Source organism: Streptomyces sp. NPDC001348 (assembly GCF_053597535.1).
Genome location: NZ_JBSFIK010000016.1, coordinates 38,868 through 54,138, shown reverse-complemented (window position 1 = coordinate 54,138; position 15,271 = coordinate 38,868). Strand labels below are relative to the sequence as shown.

Sequence of the window (15,271 nt, the reverse complement as noted above, 5' to 3'; positions counted from 1 at the left end):
CGATCGTCCGGAAGGACCCCCATGACCACCACACTCGAACACCCTCCCGCACGTCAGCAGCCCCCGGCCGACCAGCTCGTCACCGGTGTCCTCGACATCGACACCCAGGGGAAGGGGCACCTGCGCGCCGAGAGCTGCCTTCCCTCGCCCGCCGACCCCCAGGTCTCCCCCGCTCTGATCCGGCGTCACGGCCTGCGCCGGGGGGACCTCGTCGAGGGCGTCCGCGGTGAACGGCGCGCACTGACCGACATCGCCCGGGTGGGCGGACGCACGCCCCAGGCGCTGCGCGGACGACGCCACTTCCGTGATCTGACTCCGCTGCACCCGCGCGAGCGCATCCGGCTCGAACACCCGGCCTCCGGGCTCGCCGGACGCGTCGCCGACCTGTTCACACCCGTCGGCAAGGGCCAGCGGGGGCTGATCGTGGCCCCGCCCAAGGCCGGCAAGACCGTGCTGCTCCAGCAGATCGCCGCCGCCGTCGCGGGCAACCACCCCGAGTGCCGGCTGATGGTGCTGCTGCTCGACGAGCGACCCGAGGAGGTCACCGACATGCGGCGCTCCGTGCGCGGCGAGGTGTACGCCTCGACCTTCGACCGGCCGGCCAAGGACCACATCGCGCTCGCGGAACTCGTCGTCGAACGCGCCAAGCGGCTCGTCGAGGACGGTGAGGACGTCGTCATCCTGCTCGACTCCCTGACCCGGCTGTGCCGGGCCCACAACAACGCGGCCTCCGCCGGCGGACGCACCCTCAGCGGCGGCGTCGACGCGGGCGCGCTGCTCGGCCCCAAGCGGTTCTTCGGCGCGGCGCGGCACGCCGAGGAGGGCGGCTCGCTCACCATCCTCGCCACCGCGCTGGTGGACACCGGCTCCCGCGCCGACGGCCTGTTCTTCGAGGAGCTGAAGAGCACCGGCAACATGGAGCTCCGTCTGGACCGGGAACTGGCCTCCCACCGCCTGTTCCCGGCCGTCGACCTGGATCAGTCCGGCACCCGCCGCGAGGAACTCCTGCTGTCCCCGGCCGAATTGACCGTGGTACGGGGCCTGCGTCGCGCACTGCGGTCGCGGGACGGCGGCCCGGCGAACCTGGAGACCCTGCTGCGGCGGCTGCGTGAGACCCCCGACAACGCGGCGTTCCTGCGGCGGGTCCTTCCGACACTGCCGGCGGACTGACCTGCGTGCGGCATCCGGGTTGCTCCGCGCCGTCCTCCGGCCCGGGCAACGCGGTCCACGGCCTGTCCGTTCCTACGTTGATTCATATGATGATCGGACTCTCTTCCCGGGTGGCCGCCACGACCTGCGCCCTGTGTGCGGCGGGCGTGCTCGCGCTGATGCCGGCGGTGGCGGACCCCGCCCCGCCCGGGCGGCCGAGGGCGGCGGTCCCGCAGCCGTCGCTCCTGTACCGCTCCGGCACCCAGGTCCGGCCGCATCCCGGGGCGCCCGGGGTGCCGTACGTCTCCGCGCTGTCGTGGCTGGTGGCCGACGCCGGCAGCGGCGAGGTGCTGGCCGCGTCCGACGCGCACCGCCCACTGCCGCCCGCCAGCACGCTGAAGACCCTGTTCGCCCTGACCGTGCTGCCGTCCCTGCCCGGCGGCACGCGGCACACCGTCGACGCCAGGGAACTGGCGGACGTCGGCGAGGGCAGCAGCCTCGTCGGAGTCGTCGAGGGCCACACCTACCGGGTGGCCGACCTGTGGCGGGGGGTCTTCCTCAGCTCCGGCAACGACGCCGTGCACGTCCTCGCCTCGCTCGGCGGCGGCTGGGAGGCCACCGCGGCGCGGATGCAGACCAGGGCCCGTGCGCTCGGCGCCCTGGACACCAAGGTCGTCTCACCGGACGGCTACGACATGCCCGGCCAGGTGTCGTCGGCGTACGACCTGGCGGTGTTCGGCCGCGCCGGACTGCGCAACCGCGACTTCGCCCGGTACTGCTCCACCGCCGAGGCCCGGTTCCCCGGTGACGACGGCGGGTCGTACGGCATCGAGAACACCAACCGGCTGCTGACCGGCGAGGACGGCGTGGCGCCGTACCCCGGCCTGATCGGCATCAAGAACGGCTACACCAGCAATGCGGGCAACACGCTCGTCGCCGCGGCACGCCGGGGCGGACGCACGCTCGTGGTGACGGTGATGAACCCTCAGGAGGGCGGCGGCTTCGCCGTGTACGAGGAGGCGCGAGCCCTGCTGGACTGGGGCTTCGCCGCGTCCGGCCGGGTCGATCCGGTGGGCTCGCTGGACGCCCTGGCCCCGCGGCCGCACCCGGCCGCGTCCGTACCGCCCCTGGCGGCGCCGACGCCGTCCCCCGCGGACACCGGGTCCGACTGGCCGGCCGCCGGCGTCATCGCGGGCGCGGCCGGTCTCGGCACGACGGCCGTGGCGTTCGCGCTGCGCGCCAGGGTCAGACGGAGGGCGAGCGGCTGACCGACGGGCAGCCCCAGCAGCAGACCGAGGGTGATCCACGTGTAGGTGTTGCTGCCCAGGAACCCGTCGAGGCCCGAGGCGTCGTCGTACCAGAGCCACACCACGCTGGTGCACATCACGGCGTACAGGGCGCCTGCCAGGCGGCGGCGTCCGGCGCGGACCAGCACGGCGAAGGACGGCAGCAGCCACACCAGGTGGTGCACCCAGGTGATCGGGCTGACCAGGCACGCGGTGAGGCCGGTGAGGGCGAAGGCGGCCGGCCAGTCATCTGCCGCGACCGCCCGGCGTGCCCGCCACGCCCACACGCACAGCACGAGCAGTACGGCCGTCGCCCACACCGGGCGGCCCGGTTCACCGAGCCGGGCCAGTACGCCCTGGAGGGACTGGTTCGAGACGTAGTCCGGTCGGCCGACCCTGCCGGTGTCCCAGAGTGCCTCGGTCCAGTAGAAGCGGGAGGCGCCCGGATCCGCCCAGACCGCGAGCGCGCTCGCCCCGGCGGCGACCACCGTCGCCAGCGCGGCGGCCCGCCACCGGCGGGCGACCAGCATCAGGCCGATGAAGAGGGCGGGGGTGAGTTTGACCGCGGCGGCCAGCCCCACCCCGGCGCCCGCCCAGCGGCCCCGCCCGTTCGCGAGCAGCCACCCGTCGCCGAGCACCAGGGCCAGCAGCAGGAGGTTGACCTGGCCGAAGCCGAAGGTGTCGCGCAGCGGCTCGAACAGCGCGAGCAGACAGGCGGCCAGGGACCAGCGGTACCAGCCGTGTCGTCGCCAGTCGGCTCCGGCCAGGATGCGCAGCACGACCGCCAGCGCGGCCAGGTTCAGCAGCACGGAGGCGGCGATCGTGGCGCGCAGGCCGATCAGCGCCATCGGCAGCATGACCAGGGCGGCGAACGGGGGGTAGGTGAAGCCGTACGGCGTGCCCGGCATCCGGTAGTCGTAGATCCGGCCGCCGTGGTGGATCCAGCCGTCCACGGTGCCGTAGTAGACGCGCAGGTCGAACCAGCCGCGCAGCAGCGGCACGGTCGCGGTGAAGACGGTGACCGCGGCGGCGAGGGCCAGGACGAGCAGCAGCCGCCCCCGGTCGGTGTCCGGCCCCCTCACGCCGTACGCCCCAGGACCGGCGTCCGGGCGGCCTGATGGGCCTGCGCCAGGACGACCACCGCGAGAACGCCGCCGGAGACCGCCAGCACCAGTTGTCCGGAGTCCGCCGGGCCGCCGCTCGGCAGGGCCGCCAGCGCGAGCACACCCGTGACGGCGGCCACCCGCCGCCGTACCGAGGTGCTGGGGGCCGCCGCCGCGATCAGGAACAGTCCCCACAGGGCGTACCACGGGCGGATGGCCGGGCCGAGGGCCGCCACCACCGCGAGGCTCAGGCCGAGCGCGTACACCGGGGCGGGCCGCAGCCGCAGCCAGATGAGCAGGACGGCGGCGGCGGTGACCGCGAGGCCGAGCACGTGCCACGCCGGGACGGCCAGCGGGGCAAGGTCGCTGCCGAGGCGCGCGAGCAGTGCGCCGGTGGCACGGCCGAGCAGACTGGTGAGCGCCCAGTTCTGCGGGGAGACGGGTGTGTCGAGCGCGGTGATCCAGCCGTACCCGGTTCCGGCCACGGCGGTTGCCGCGGCAGTGGTCGCGCCCGCCGTGAGCGCGGTCGTCAGGGCGGCTCGCAGCGGCCGGCATCCGCCGCGCACCCGTACGACGACGACCGCCAGCAGGCCGAGCGCGGCGGGCGCCTTGACGAGGGCGGCGAGTGTGACGAGGACGGCGCCCAGGACGGGCCACCGGCCCGACGGGCGGCGCAGCGCCGCCACCAGGCCCAGTCCGAGCAGGCCGAGCATGATGGCGTCGTTGTGGGCCCCGGCCACCAGGTGCAGCAGGACCAGCGGGTTCAGGGCACCGAGCCACAGGGCGGCGGCCGGATCTGCGCCGCTGTACCGGGCCAGACGGGGCAGCGCGGCAGCCATCAGCGCCACTCCGGTCAGGGCCAGGAGCCGCATCCCGAACAACCCGGCGGGCAGCTCGCCCCGGGTCAGCCCGGCCAGGGCGGAGGCCGCTGCCATGAAGGCCGGGCCGTAGGGGGCCGCCGTGTTCCGCCACACCGGAGCGACCTCGTCGGCCAGCGGCCCCCCGAGGCGGTCCGGACCGTGCGCGTACACGTCGATGTGGGCGTCGACCATGGCCCCCTGCGCGAGATAGCTGTACACGTCCCGGCTGAACAGCGGCGGCGCCAGCAGCAGCGGGGCCGCCCACACGGCGAGGACCAGCAGCAGGGCGCGCGGGGTGGGCGGACGGTCGCCGCGCACCAGACGGCCCAGCAGCAGCCAGGCCGCGATGAGCAGCACGACACCGAAGTACACGCCCACCAGGCCGAGGGCGGCGCGGGCGGAGGCGGGGGCGAGGAGGTCCCGGACGGGCAGGGCGCCGGCCGTCTCACCGCCCAGCGCCAGGCAGGTGGTACCTGCCAGGCCCAGTATCTGACAGCGGCGGAGATCGACGGGGGAAGCCATGGCCAACACCGGGGCAGAATGTCAACGCCGGATGGCCGGAAAACGACGCTCCTCCCTCCGGTGGGCGGCCTGCTCGTGACCGGGGTGTGATGGCGCCCCGCGTCCTGTACGGGATCAGAACACCGAGAGTCCGGTGAGGGTCGTGAACCTGTCGAGGGCGGCCAGACCCGCCACCGAGTTGCCGCGCTCGTCGAGTCCGGGGCTCCACACGCACAGGGTGCAGCGGCCCGGCACCACCGCGATGATCCCGCCGCCGACCCCGCTCTTGCCGGGCAGCCCGACACGGTAGGCGAACTCCCCGGCCGCGTCGTACGTCCCGCAGGTCAGCATCACCGCGTTGACCTGCTTGGCCTGGCTGCGGGTGAGCAGGCGGGTGCCGTCGGCACGGACGCCGTGCCGGGCCAGGAACGTGGTGGCGAGCGCCAGGTCGGCGCAGGAGGCGGCGACGGAGCACTGCCGGAAGTACTGGTCGAGCAGGACCGGCACCGGGTTGTCGATGTTGCGGTAGGACGCCATGAAGTGGGCGAGGGCCGCGTTGCGGTCACCGTGCGCGGTCTCGGAGGCGGCTACCTCCTTGTCGAAGTCCAGGTCCGCGTTGCCGCTCTCGGCGCGCAGGAAGGCCAGCAGTTCTCCGGCCGCGTCGCCGGTACGGGTCTGCAGTCGGTCGGTGACGACCAGCGCGCCCGCGTTGATGAAGGGATTGCGCGGGATGCCGTTCTCGTACTCCAGCTGCACCAGGGAGTTGAACGGGTTGCCGGAGGGCTCCCGGCCCACGTGCTCCCAGAGTTCGTCGCCCTCACGGGCGAGGTCGAGGGCGAGTGTGAAGACCTTGGTGATGGACTGCGCCGAGAACGGCTGCCGCCAGTCCCCCACCCCGTAGACGGTGCCGTCGAGCTCGGCTACGGCCATACCGAAGCTGCGGGGGTCGCAGGCCGCGAGCGCCGGGATGTAGTCGGCGGGACGCCCTCGGCCGGGCGTCCGTGCCATCTCCTCGGCGATGCGCTCCAGGACCGGCAGGAAGGTGGGGGACGACGTCGTTGTCATGATCACCATTGTGCCTCCGGCCGGTCCCGGGATCCGAACGTGCTTGCTTCGACGCAGGTCAGGCGAGGGATGCCCCGTTGCCGGCGAGGATCTCCGGGCGCAGCAGGCCGGCCAGCGTGTCGGCGGGCAACAGGCCCTTCTCCAGCACCAGTTCGGCCACGCCACGGCCGGTGGCGAGGGCCTCCTTGGCGATGTCGGTGGCGGCCGTGTACCCGATGTGCGGGTTGAGGGCGGTGACCAGGCCGATGGAGTTCTCGACGGTGGCGCGCAGCGCCTCGGTGTTGGCGGTGATGCCGTTCACGCACCGCTCGGCGAGGGTGACGCAGGCGCTCTGCAGATGCGTGATGCTCTCCGACAGGGAGTGCAGGATGATCGGTTCGAAGGCGTTGAGCTGGAGCTGTCCGGCCTCGGCGGCCATGGTGATGGCGACGTCGTTGCCGATCACCTCGAAGGCGACCTGGTTGACGACCTCGGGGATCACCGGGTTGACCTTGCCCGGCATGATGGACGAGCCGGCCTGCACCGGCGGCAGGTTGATCTCGCCCAGGCCCGCGCGCGGCCCGGAGGAGAGCAGCCGCAGGTCGTTGCAGCTCTTGGACAGCTTGACCGCGATCCGCTTCAGCACCCCGGACATCTGCACGAACGCGCCGCAGTCCTGGGTGGCCTCGACGAGGTTGGCGGCGGTCACCAGGTGCAGGCCGGTTATCCCGGCGAGGTGGCGGCGGGCGGACTCGGCGTATCCGGCGGGGGCGTTGAGGCCGGTACCGATCGCGGTCGCGCCCAGGTTGATCTCGTGGATCAGCTCGACGGCCTCCGCCAGCCTGCTGCGGTCCTCGTCCAGCATCACCGCGTACGCCGAGAACTCCTGCCCGAGCGTCATGGGGACGGCGTCCTGCAGCTGGGTGCGGCCCATCTTCAGCACGTCCCGGAACTCCACCGCCTTGCGTGCGAAGGAGTCCTGCAGGACGGCCATCGCCTTGAGCAGTCCGCGTACCGCGAAGACCGTGGCGATCTTGACCGCGGTCGGGTAGACGTCGTTGGTGGACTGCCCCCGGTTCACGTCCTCGTTGGGGTGCAGGTACCGGTACTCGCCCTTGGCGTGGCCCAGCAGCTCCAGTGCCCGGTTCGCCACGACCTCGTTGGCGTTCATGTTGGTGGACGTGCCCGCGCCGCCCTGGATGACGTCCACGACGAACTGGTCGTGCAGCTTGCCGTCGCGGATCTCACGGCAGGCGGCGACGATGGCGGCCGCCTTCGCCGGCTCCAGCAGCCCCAGTTCCTCGTTGGCCAGCGCGGCGGCCTCCTTCACGGCGGCCAGGGCGTCGACCAGGTGCGGGTAGGCGGAGATGGGAGTGCCGGTGATGGGGAAGTTCTCCGTGGCGCGCAGGGTGTGGACACCCCAGTACGCGTCGGCGGGGACGTCACGGTCGCCGAGCAGGTCGTGTTCGATGCGGGTGGCGGCGGCAGTCATGCGGTGCGGGCCTCTTTCGGAGGTACGGAGTGGTGGTGGGGTGGATCGGTGGGGACGGGGTGGGCGGGCGGCTCTCCCAGGCAGGCCGGCTCTGGTGAGGGAAACGGAGCCCCGACGGATCCGGCGCTGCGGGGGTGCCGGCTTCCCCGGGCAGCGTCCGCGGCGCCCTGGACCGGCGCACCCGTCCGCCCGGCGGAAGCGGTACGACGGACACCGCCTCGGCCTCGGGGCCCGGCCTGCGACACGGCCCGGCCGGGGCCCGCGCCCTGACGCCGTCGAACGGCGGTCGGCCGTCCGGCTCCGCGCACCGTCGGCACGACCGGGCGCCGTGCCGGGCGCGCCCCCGGCCGAACCGGCCGCCAGCACGCGCACATGTCCACCGCCGGTGGCCACGAGCGGTGCCGAGCGGCACCCCGGGCAGCGTCTCGCGCCGGGGCCCGGCCGGTACGTCGGGCAACCACCCGGCGGTCGAACCGGGCCAGTCCCACGGGCACCGCCCGCGGAGCCGGCCGCTTAGGGGTCCTTGCACTATGCCCGCCCGGGTCGCGCGGCCTGGCACCGCACCTCGCCGCGTTGCCGAAAAGCCCTGGTAGCTCCTCCCCCACTCTCGGCTTCACTCGAGCGGGGGGACCCCCATCGAGGGCTCTCCGGCGCCTTGCGATGCACGGCACCAGACCACGCGACCTCATCGGGCGCCCATAGTGCAAGGACCCCTTAGGCGTCGCGGACACCCGCACGGCAGACCCCGTCGAAACCCGGTGTCGCGGCTACGCGCAGGCGGACAGGAGCGCGACCGGGTCCAGTGTCCGGACCGGCTGTACGCAGCCCACGGGCTCCCCGCCGCCGAGCAGCGGCTCGCCCGCGAACTCGGTGAGCAGGGCGGGGTCGACGCCGGCGCGGACGAGGGCGGCGGCGGTGACGGGGACGCGGGCCCGGTTGGCGCCGTCGGCGATCTTGACGGCGACGGCCCGGCCGTCCGGGAGGGCGGCGACCTCGACACCCTCGAAGCCGTCCTTGGCCAGCAGTCCGGGAACGGCCCGCATCAGGGCGGCGACGTCGCGGCCGGAGCCGGAGGCCATCTCGGCGTGCTCGCGCATGGCATCGGCGACCTGGCCCTCGGCCGTGCTGGGCGCCCCGGTGGTGATGCGGGCGGCGGCACGGGCGAGGCCGTTCAGGGAGACGGAGAACAGCGGGGCGCCGCACCCGTCGACGGTCACGCGGGCGATGCGCTGGCCCGTGAGGTCCTCGACGGTCTCCGCGATCGCCTGCTGGAGGGGGTGTCCCGGGTCCAGGTAGTCGTCCAGGGACCAGCCGTTGAGTTTGGCGGTCCACAGCATCGCCGCGTGCTTGCCGGAGCAGTTCTGGGCGAGCCGGGAGGGCAGGCGGCCCTCCCGGACCCAGACGTCCCGCACCACGGGGTCGAAGGGCAGGTCGGGGACGTTGCGCAGGTCGTCCTCGGTCAGCCCGGCGAGCTCGAGGATCTGCCGGGTCCCGGCGAGGTGGTACTCCTCGCCCGAGTGGCTGGCCGCGGCGAGGGAGAGCAGGGCCCCGTCGAGCGGCAGCCCGAGCCGCACCATGGCCACGGCCTGGACGGGCTTGAGCGCCGAGCGGGGGTAGAAGGCGACCTCGATGTCACCGAGTTGGAGGCGGACCTCCCCGTCGGTACCGAGGACGACGACGGAGCCGTAGTGGACGCCCTCGACGATCCCGCCCCGTACGAGGTGGGCCACGGGAGCATGGAGCGGCTCGCGGGCGATGGGTGCTGCCAGGGGTGAGCTGCTGTACATCATTGCCTGAATCACTGGTGGGTGGTGTGGTGGACCGGCGCCCGGTTCACGCGTCGGCCCCCGTGGACTGGCGCGCCGTTCGGCCGCGGACGGCGTACCAGCCCGCGACCAGCGCCGCGACGATCAGCGGCAGGCACAGCACGGTGGTGCGTCCGGCGCCGCCGTCGGCGTACATCAGGACCAGGACGGAGGCGAGGAACGCCAGCGTCACGAGTTCGGTCCAGGGGGAACCCGGCAGCCGGTAACCGGGCCGGGTCAGTTCGCCCTTCTGGGTCTTCCGCCAGAAGAACAGGTGACAGATCATGATCATGCCCCAGGTGGCAAGGATACCGATCGCCGCGAAGTTGAGCACGATCTCGAAGGCGTCGGCGGGGACGACGAAGTTGAGGCCGACGCCCAGCACACAGATACCGCTGGTCAGCAGGATCCCGCCGTACGGCACCTGACTGCGGCTCATCCGCGCGGTGAACTTCGGGGCCGAGCCGCTGACCGCCATCGAGCGCAGGATGCGGCCGGTGGAGTACAGGCCGGAGTTGAGCGAGGACATCGCCGCGGTGAGGACCACCAGGTTCATCACACCGCCGGCCGCCGGGACGCCGATGTTGGACAGCACGGTGACGAAGGGGCTCTCCCCTGCCGAGTACTTGTTCCAGGGCAGCAGCATCGACAGCAGGACGACCGAACCGACGTAGAACACGCCCACGCGCCACATGATCGAGTTGATCGCCTTCGGCATGATCTTCTCGGGGTTCTCGGTCTCACCTGCCGCGACGCCGACCAACTCGACGGAGGCGTAGGCGAAGACGACGCCCTGGATGATCAGCAGCATCGGCATCAGGCCGTTGGGGAAGACTCCGCCGTTGCCGGTGATCAGGGACGGGCCGGGGTGGTGGCCGTCCACCGGGTGCTGGGTGACCAACAGGAAGATGCCGATGCACATGAAGACCACGAGTGCCCCGACCTTGACGATCGCGAACCAGAACTCCAGTTCACCGAACATCTTCACGGATATCAGGTTCACGGTCAGGACGACGGCCAGCGCGACCAGCGCGATGACCCACTGCGGGATGTCGGAGAACATGCCCCAGTAGTGGGTGTAGGTGGCCACCGCGGTGATGTCGGCGATACCGGTGGTCGCCCAGTTGAGGAAGTACATCCAGCCCGCGGTGTACGCGCCCTTCTCCCCGAGGAACTCCCGGGCGTACGAGACGAAGGCGCCGGAGGACGGCCGGTGCAGCACCAGTTCGCCGAGGGCACGTACGACGAGGAACGCGAAGACGCCGCAGACCGCGTAGGCGATGAACAGGGACGGTCCGGCGTCGGCCAGACGGCCGCCGGCGCCGAGGAAGAGGCCGGTGCCGATGGCGCCGCCGATGGCGATCATGTTCACGTGCCGGGACTTCAGGGACTTGCTGTAGCCCGAGTCGCCGGCGTCGACGTGACGGGACGATGGGCGCGTCTCTTCTTTGAGGTGCTCGCTCACGCCTCGGGTCCGCCTTCCGTGGAGGTGTCCGTGCGCGGGGAGCGCACGATGTCGGTGAGGGTCGTCTCGACGCGGTCGAGGTGGTGGGACATGGCCTCCACCGCGTCGTGCTCGCTGCCGTCGACCAGCGCCTCGACGATCGCCCGGTGCTCGCGGTTGGACTGCTCCCGGCGGCCGCCCAGCTCGTTGAGGAAGGCCGACTGACGCGCCAGTGCGTCGCGGATCTCCTCGATGACCCGGCGGAAGACCGGGTTCTGGGCGGCCTCGGCCACGGCGAGGTGGAAGAGGGTGTCCATCGCGACCCAGGCGGTGGTGTCCGTCTCCCGCTCCATGCGGTCCAGCAGGTGGGCGAGGTGGTCGAGGTTCTCCGGGGTGCGGCGCGCGGCCGCGTAGCCGGCGACCGGGATCTCGATGTGCCGGCGCACCTCGAGCAGGTCACTTGCCGCGTAGTCGCCGAAGGTGGGGTCCTCGACGGCCTGCGCCACGACGAAGGTGCCCTTGCCCGTCTTGGAGACGGTCAGGCCCATGGTCTGCAGGGCCCGCAGGGCCTCGCGGAGCACGGGCCGGGAGACCTCGAGTGTGCGGCAGAGTTCCGCCTCGGACGGGAGCTTCTCCCCGATGGCGTACTGACCGCGCTCGATGGCACCGCGGAGGTGGGCGAGTACCGCTTCCATCGCGCTGACGCGCCGCGGTCCCGGACCACCTGTCTGGCTGTCTGACAGGTTCACGGGCTCGATCCTGGGGGTTACGGAACGACGCTGTCAAGACACCTGGAAAGGAAACATTCACGGGGTGTGATGCATGAATCTCTGCATCACACCCCGTGGGAGATCACGGACGACCGGCGACCGGACACCGGTCAGCTGTCGAGCACCCCGCTGCCCAGCAGACCGAAGAGCGCGAGGCCGACGACGATCCGGTACAGCACGAAGGCGTTGAAGGAGTGCTTGGCGACGAACTTCAGCAGCCAGGCGATGGAGGCGTAGGCGACCACGAAGGAGACGATGGTGCCGACGGCCAGCGGGGCGGCGCCCACGCCCGCGCCCAGGGCGTCCTTCAGCTCGTACAGACCGGCGCCGGTCAGGGCCGGGATGCCCAGGAAGAAGGACAGACGGGTGGCGGCGACGCGGTCCAGGTCGAGGATGAGCGCGGTGGACATGGTGGCGCCGGAACGGGAGAAACCGGGGAAGAGCAGGGCGAGGATCTGGGAGCAGCCGACGAGCATCGCGTCCTTGAACGAGGTGTCGTCCTCGCCGCGCTTGTGCCGGCCCATCTGGTCCGCCGCCCACATCACACCGGAACCGACGATCAGCGAGCCCGCGACCACCCACAGCGAGGCGAGGGGGCCCTCGATCAGCGGCTTGGCGGCCAGACCCACCGCGACGATCGGAATGGTCGCGTAGATCACCCACCAGGCGAACTTGTAGTCGTGGTGGTAGCGCTCCTGCTTGTTGCGGATGCCACGGCCCCAGGCCGAGACGATGCGCACGATGTCCTTGAAGAAGTACACGAGCACGGCCGCGATGGCGCCGACCTGGATGACGGCGGAGAACCCGACGACGGACTTGTCGTCGACGGGGATGTTCATGAGCCCCTCGGTGATCTTGAGGTGGCCGGTCGAGGACACGGGGAGGAATTCGGTCACCCCCTCGACGACTCCGAGGACGACGGCCTGACCGACGGAGATGGCGCTCATGGGATCCAGTTCTGCTGAGGAGTTGGTCGACAGTGCTGTAGACAGTCTTACTATGCCCGGGTGTGAGTCCCGTGCCTACGCCCCTACCGCCTGGGCGAGCGACACGCCGGCGAAGGCCGCACCGAGGCCCACCGCCACACTCGCGACGGCATTGGCGGCAGCGTAGAGCCCCGCACCGGTCTCGGTCAGCCTCAGGGTCTCGTACGAGAAGGTCGAGTACGTCGTCAGCGCCCCGCACAGGCCGGTGCCCAGCAGCAGCCTCAGGTGCGGGTCGGCGGAGGACGCCCCGGCCAGCAGGCCGAGGATCAGGCAGCCGGTGACATTCACCACGAACGTGCCCCAGGGGAAGAGCGAGTCGTGCCGGGACTGCACCGCGCGGTCGGTCAGGTAGCGCAGCGGAGCACCGACCATGGCGCCCAGGGCGACCAGCAGCCAGTTCACAACGACTTCTTACCCTTTCCGTCCGTGCCGCCCGGACCGGTGTCGCGGGCCGCGTACCTGATGACCTCGCAGTCGTCGAGGATCACCAGGCCCTCGGTGACCAGTTCGTCGAGCTGCGGCAGGAAGGCCCGTACCCGCTCCTCGGTGTCGACGATGACGATCGCCACGGGCAGGTCCTCGCTCAGGGACAGCAGCCGTGAGGTGTGGATCAGGGAGGAGGCGCCGAAGCCCTCGATGCCCCGGAAGACGCTGGCTCCCGCGAGACCGGCCGCATGGGCCCGGTGCACGATCTCGCTGTACAGGGGCTTGTGGTGCCAGGTGTCGTGCTCGCCGACGAAGACGGTGACGCGCAGCGCGCTGCCGGTCAGCCGGGTCATGGCTGCCTCCGCTTCAGTACACGGCGGGTCGCCGCCGCGGCGGCCCAGACCGCCGCGAGGGCCGCGAACAGGGTCGCGGCGAGATCGGCGAGCGCCGTACGGGGGTGACCGCCGTCGAGAAGCTTCTGGATGTCGACGGCGTACGTGGAGAAGGTGGTGAACCCGCCGAGCACACCCGTGCCGAAGAAGGGGCGGACGAGGCGGTGGGCGGCCCACACATCGGTGATGATCACCATGAACACGCCGATCACGGCGCAGCCGCTGACGTTGGTCCAGAAGGTCGCCCAGGGGAAACCGTCCGGGGCGGTCGGCCAGGCGAGGGACAGTGCGTAGCGGGCCGTCGCGCCGAGGGCACCGCCGAGGGCGACCACGGCGACCACGGGTACCTGCGCACGCCAGGCCGGCGGCCGCACGGGGCCGGGCTGGACGCGGAGGCTCTCGGCTTCCGGGGCTGTCATGGTGGTACGTCTCCTGGTTCGGCCCCGTCGTCTCGATCACGGCCGGGCATCAGGGTACCGCCGGGCGGCGGCGGGGGTCACGTCGCGGTGGGTGCCTCGCAGACCGCGATCCCGCGCTCCCAGAGGCTGCCCAGGACCAGGTGGCCGCCGGTGCGGCAGACGCTGGTGACCATGCGGAAGCCGGATCGGCGGCGGGTGAGGTGGTGGACGGTGGTTCCGTCGTCGTCGACGGCCAGGACGCCGGCGTAGCCCGTCGGGCGGAAGGGCGCGTGCGCGGCCGCGCGTGCGGCGGCGCGGCGCACTGCGGGCGGAGCGCGGTGCAGCAGGTCCAGCGGGGGGACGGGCGGCCCGGCCAGAGCCACCCAGATCGGACCGGACCGTCCGGCGCGCCAGATGTTGTCGGGCATGCCCGGAAGGCCGTCGGCGAGGGGCTCGGCGGTGCCCGCCCGCGGGCCGGTGAGCCTGTAGCGGGTCAGCCGGCGGGCACCGGACTCGGCCACCACCAGGCTGGACTCGTCCGCGCTCGGGGCGAGGCCGTTGGCGAACCGCAGCCCTTCCAGCAGCACCTCGGGGCTGCCGCCGCCGGGCGGGAGGCGCAGCAGGCGTCCCGTGCCGGTGTGTTCGACGAGGTCGGCCATCCAGTGACGCAGGGGGTGACGGCGGCTGGAGACGGTGAAGTACACGCTGCCGTCGGACAGGGCCACCACGTTGCTGCAGCACCGCAGCGGCTCCCCCGCCACCGAGCCGGCGAGTACCTCCACGGAGCCGCCGGCACGGTCGGACACGGAGCCGCCGGCACGGTCGCCGAGGCCGACGCGGAGCAGACCGCGTTCGGCGTCGCACACGAGCAGGTCGCCGTCCGGGAGGAGTTCCAGGCCGAGGGGCCGGCCGCCGGTCTCGGCGAGCACCTCGACGCGGGCCGTGCCCGGGTCGTCGAGGCCGTCGAGGCCGTCGAGGCCGTCGAGGCCGTCGAGGCGCAGGATGCGGCCGTCCTCGACGCCGGTCAGGACACGGCCCCGGTCGTCGGCCACCACGTCCTCGGGCCCCCGGCCGCCGATCGCCACGTAGTGGAGGGGGCGCAGGGGTGCGGGTGCCGTGGCTCGGTCCATGTGCGCCCTGTCCTTCGTGATCCGGGGTGCGGTGGCGGGGTGGTCGTCGTGGCAGGTGCCCCTACCAGCCCTTCTCGAACATCCGGGCCACCTCGGCGATCCGGACCTCGTCCCGCCGGTAGTACGTGCGGCGCCGGATCCGTTTGGCCCGCAGCAGGCCGAGGCGGGTCAGCAGGCCGAGGTGGGTGTCGGCGACCCGGCGGGAGACGCCGAGCTTGGCGGCGACGGCGCGTGCGGTGACGCCGTCCTCGACCGGGTCGGCGTGGCGCTCGACTGGGAAGTGCGCGGCCGGGTCCTTGAGCCACTCGAGGATGTCCAGGCGCCGATCGCCCGCGGGAGTCCTCAGCATCGCGTCGCCTCCGTCCGCGCCTCCTCATGTTCCGTCTTCCCACTGTCCCGCGGCCCTTACCGTCGCGTACGGGACTCGCCGGCCCTTGTCCGGTACCGAACGGCCCTTCCCGCCAGGGGAATTCCGCTTCCGGCGC

At 72.4% G+C, this 15,271-nt stretch carries 14 protein-coding genes and 1 pseudogene; 2 read left to right on the top strand and 13 right to left on the bottom strand.

Annotated features, from left to right (window positions below):
- Nucleotides 1-21: 21 nt before the first annotated feature.
- Both rho and ACWC21_RS18680 read left to right on the top strand, forming a co-directional pair.
- Nucleotides 22-1,170, top strand: coding sequence for a transcription termination factor Rho (rho, locus tag ACWC21_RS18685; RefSeq protein WP_450883076.1), 1,149 nt, complete (start codon nucleotides 22-24; stop codon nucleotides 1,168-1,170).
- A gap of 86 nt (nucleotides 1,171-1,256) precedes the next feature.
- A pseudogene (locus ACWC21_RS18680) lies at nucleotides 1,257-2,075 on the top strand (D-alanyl-D-alanine carboxypeptidase family protein); the annotation flags it as partial.
- Between the two features lie 59 nt (nucleotides 2,076-2,134).
- Here ACWC21_RS18680 and ACWC21_RS18675 read toward each other — a convergent pair.
- From ACWC21_RS18675 to ACWC21_RS18615, 13 genes are all read right to left on the bottom strand, one after another.
- A complete protein-coding gene (locus ACWC21_RS18675; protein WP_450883074.1) occupies nucleotides 2,135-3,517 on the bottom strand; it encodes a glycosyltransferase 87 family protein in 1,383 nt (460 codons plus the stop codon).
- Entirely contained in the window at nucleotides 3,514-4,920 is a 1,407-nt protein-coding gene (gene mptB, locus ACWC21_RS18670) for a polyprenol phosphomannose-dependent alpha 1,6 mannosyltransferase MptB (RefSeq protein ID WP_450883072.1), read from the bottom strand. Before mptB ends, ACWC21_RS18675 begins: the two co-directional genes overlap by 4 nt.
- A gap of 114 nt (nucleotides 4,921-5,034) precedes the next feature.
- Nucleotides 5,035-5,973, bottom strand: coding sequence for a glutaminase (locus ACWC21_RS18665; RefSeq protein WP_450883070.1), 939 nt, complete (start codon nucleotides 5,971-5,973; stop codon nucleotides 5,035-5,037).
- 49 nt (nucleotides 5,974-6,022) lie between these two features.
- Complete coding sequence (aspA, locus tag ACWC21_RS18660) at nucleotides 6,023-7,435, bottom strand: aspartate ammonia-lyase (RefSeq protein ID WP_450883068.1); 1,413 nt, start codon at nucleotides 7,433-7,435, stop codon at nucleotides 6,023-6,025.
- Between the two features lie 767 nt (nucleotides 7,436-8,202).
- The gene (locus tag ACWC21_RS18655) at nucleotides 8,203-9,222 is read right to left on the bottom strand and encodes an asparaginase (RefSeq protein ID WP_450883273.1); all 1,020 of its coding nucleotides are present in this window, start codon (nucleotides 9,220-9,222) and stop codon (nucleotides 8,203-8,205) included.
- 46 nt (nucleotides 9,223-9,268) lie between these two features.
- A complete protein-coding gene (locus ACWC21_RS18650) occupies nucleotides 9,269-10,705 on the bottom strand; it encodes an amino acid permease (RefSeq protein WP_450883066.1) in 1,437 nt (478 codons plus the stop codon).
- Complete coding sequence (locus ACWC21_RS18645; RefSeq protein ID WP_450883064.1) at nucleotides 10,702-11,433, bottom strand: FadR/GntR family transcriptional regulator; 732 nt, start codon at nucleotides 11,431-11,433, stop codon at nucleotides 10,702-10,704. Before ACWC21_RS18645 ends, ACWC21_RS18650 begins: the two co-directional genes overlap by 4 nt.
- Nucleotides 11,434-11,564: 131 nt before the next feature.
- Complete coding sequence (locus ACWC21_RS18640) at nucleotides 11,565-12,401, bottom strand: undecaprenyl-diphosphate phosphatase (RefSeq protein ID WP_450883062.1); 837 nt, start codon at nucleotides 12,399-12,401, stop codon at nucleotides 11,565-11,567.
- Between the two features lie 75 nt (nucleotides 12,402-12,476).
- Entirely contained in the window at nucleotides 12,477-12,842 is a 366-nt protein-coding gene (gene crcB / locus ACWC21_RS18635; protein ID WP_450883060.1) for a fluoride efflux transporter CrcB, read from the bottom strand.
- Nucleotides 12,839-13,219, bottom strand: a complete 381-nt coding sequence (locus ACWC21_RS18630) for a DUF190 domain-containing protein (RefSeq protein WP_450883058.1) — start codon at nucleotides 13,217-13,219, stop codon at nucleotides 12,839-12,841. The genes crcB (ACWC21_RS18635) and ACWC21_RS18630 overlap by 4 nt, the downstream gene beginning before the upstream one ends.
- The gene (gene crcB / locus ACWC21_RS18625) at nucleotides 13,216-13,677 is read right to left on the bottom strand and encodes a fluoride efflux transporter CrcB (protein WP_450883056.1); all 462 of its coding nucleotides are present in this window, start codon (nucleotides 13,675-13,677) and stop codon (nucleotides 13,216-13,218) included. Before crcB (ACWC21_RS18625) ends, ACWC21_RS18630 begins: the two co-directional genes overlap by 4 nt.
- Before the next feature lie 77 nt (nucleotides 13,678-13,754).
- Nucleotides 13,755-14,786: an SMP-30/gluconolactonase/LRE family protein gene (locus tag ACWC21_RS18620; RefSeq protein ID WP_450883054.1), complete on the bottom strand. Its 1,032-nt coding sequence runs from the start codon at nucleotides 14,784-14,786 to the stop codon at nucleotides 13,755-13,757.
- Between the two features lie 61 nt (nucleotides 14,787-14,847).
- Entirely contained in the window at nucleotides 14,848-15,135 is a 288-nt protein-coding gene (locus ACWC21_RS18615) for an ArsR family transcriptional regulator (protein ID WP_450883052.1), read from the bottom strand.
- Nucleotides 15,136-15,271 lie beyond the last annotated feature (136 nt).

Bases quoted from the DNA above. Each gene is read 5' to 3' on its own strand.
- rho (WP_450883076.1), top strand. From the start codon at position 22: ATGACCACCACACTCGAACACCCTCCCGCACGTCAGCAGCCCCCGGCC.
- mptB (WP_450883072.1), bottom strand. From the start codon at position 4,920: ATGGCTTCCCCCGTCGATCTCCGCCGCTGTCAGATACTGGGCCTGGCA.
- ACWC21_RS18665 (WP_450883070.1), bottom strand. From the start codon at position 5,973: ATGGTGATCATGACAACGACGTCGTCCCCCACCTTCCTGCCGGTCCTG.
- aspA (WP_450883068.1), bottom strand. From the start codon at position 7,435: ATGACTGCCGCCGCCACCCGCATCGAACACGACCTGCTCGGCGACCGT.
- ACWC21_RS18655 (WP_450883273.1), bottom strand. From the start codon at position 9,222: ATGTACAGCAGCTCACCCCTGGCAGCACCCATCGCCCGCGAGCCGCTC.
- ACWC21_RS18640 (WP_450883062.1), bottom strand. From the start codon at position 12,401: ATGAGCGCCATCTCCGTCGGTCAGGCCGTCGTCCTCGGAGTCGTCGAG.
- ACWC21_RS18630 (WP_450883058.1), bottom strand. From the start codon at position 13,219: ATGACCCGGCTGACCGGCAGCGCGCTGCGCGTCACCGTCTTCGTCGGC.
- crcB (WP_450883056.1), bottom strand. From the start codon at position 13,677: ATGACAGCCCCGGAAGCCGAGAGCCTCCGCGTCCAGCCCGGCCCCGTG.
- ACWC21_RS18620 (WP_450883054.1), bottom strand. From the start codon at position 14,786: ATGGACCGAGCCACGGCACCCGCACCCCTGCGCCCCCTCCACTACGTG.
- ACWC21_RS18615 (WP_450883052.1), bottom strand. From the start codon at position 15,135: ATGCTGAGGACTCCCGCGGGCGATCGGCGCCTGGACATCCTCGAGTGG.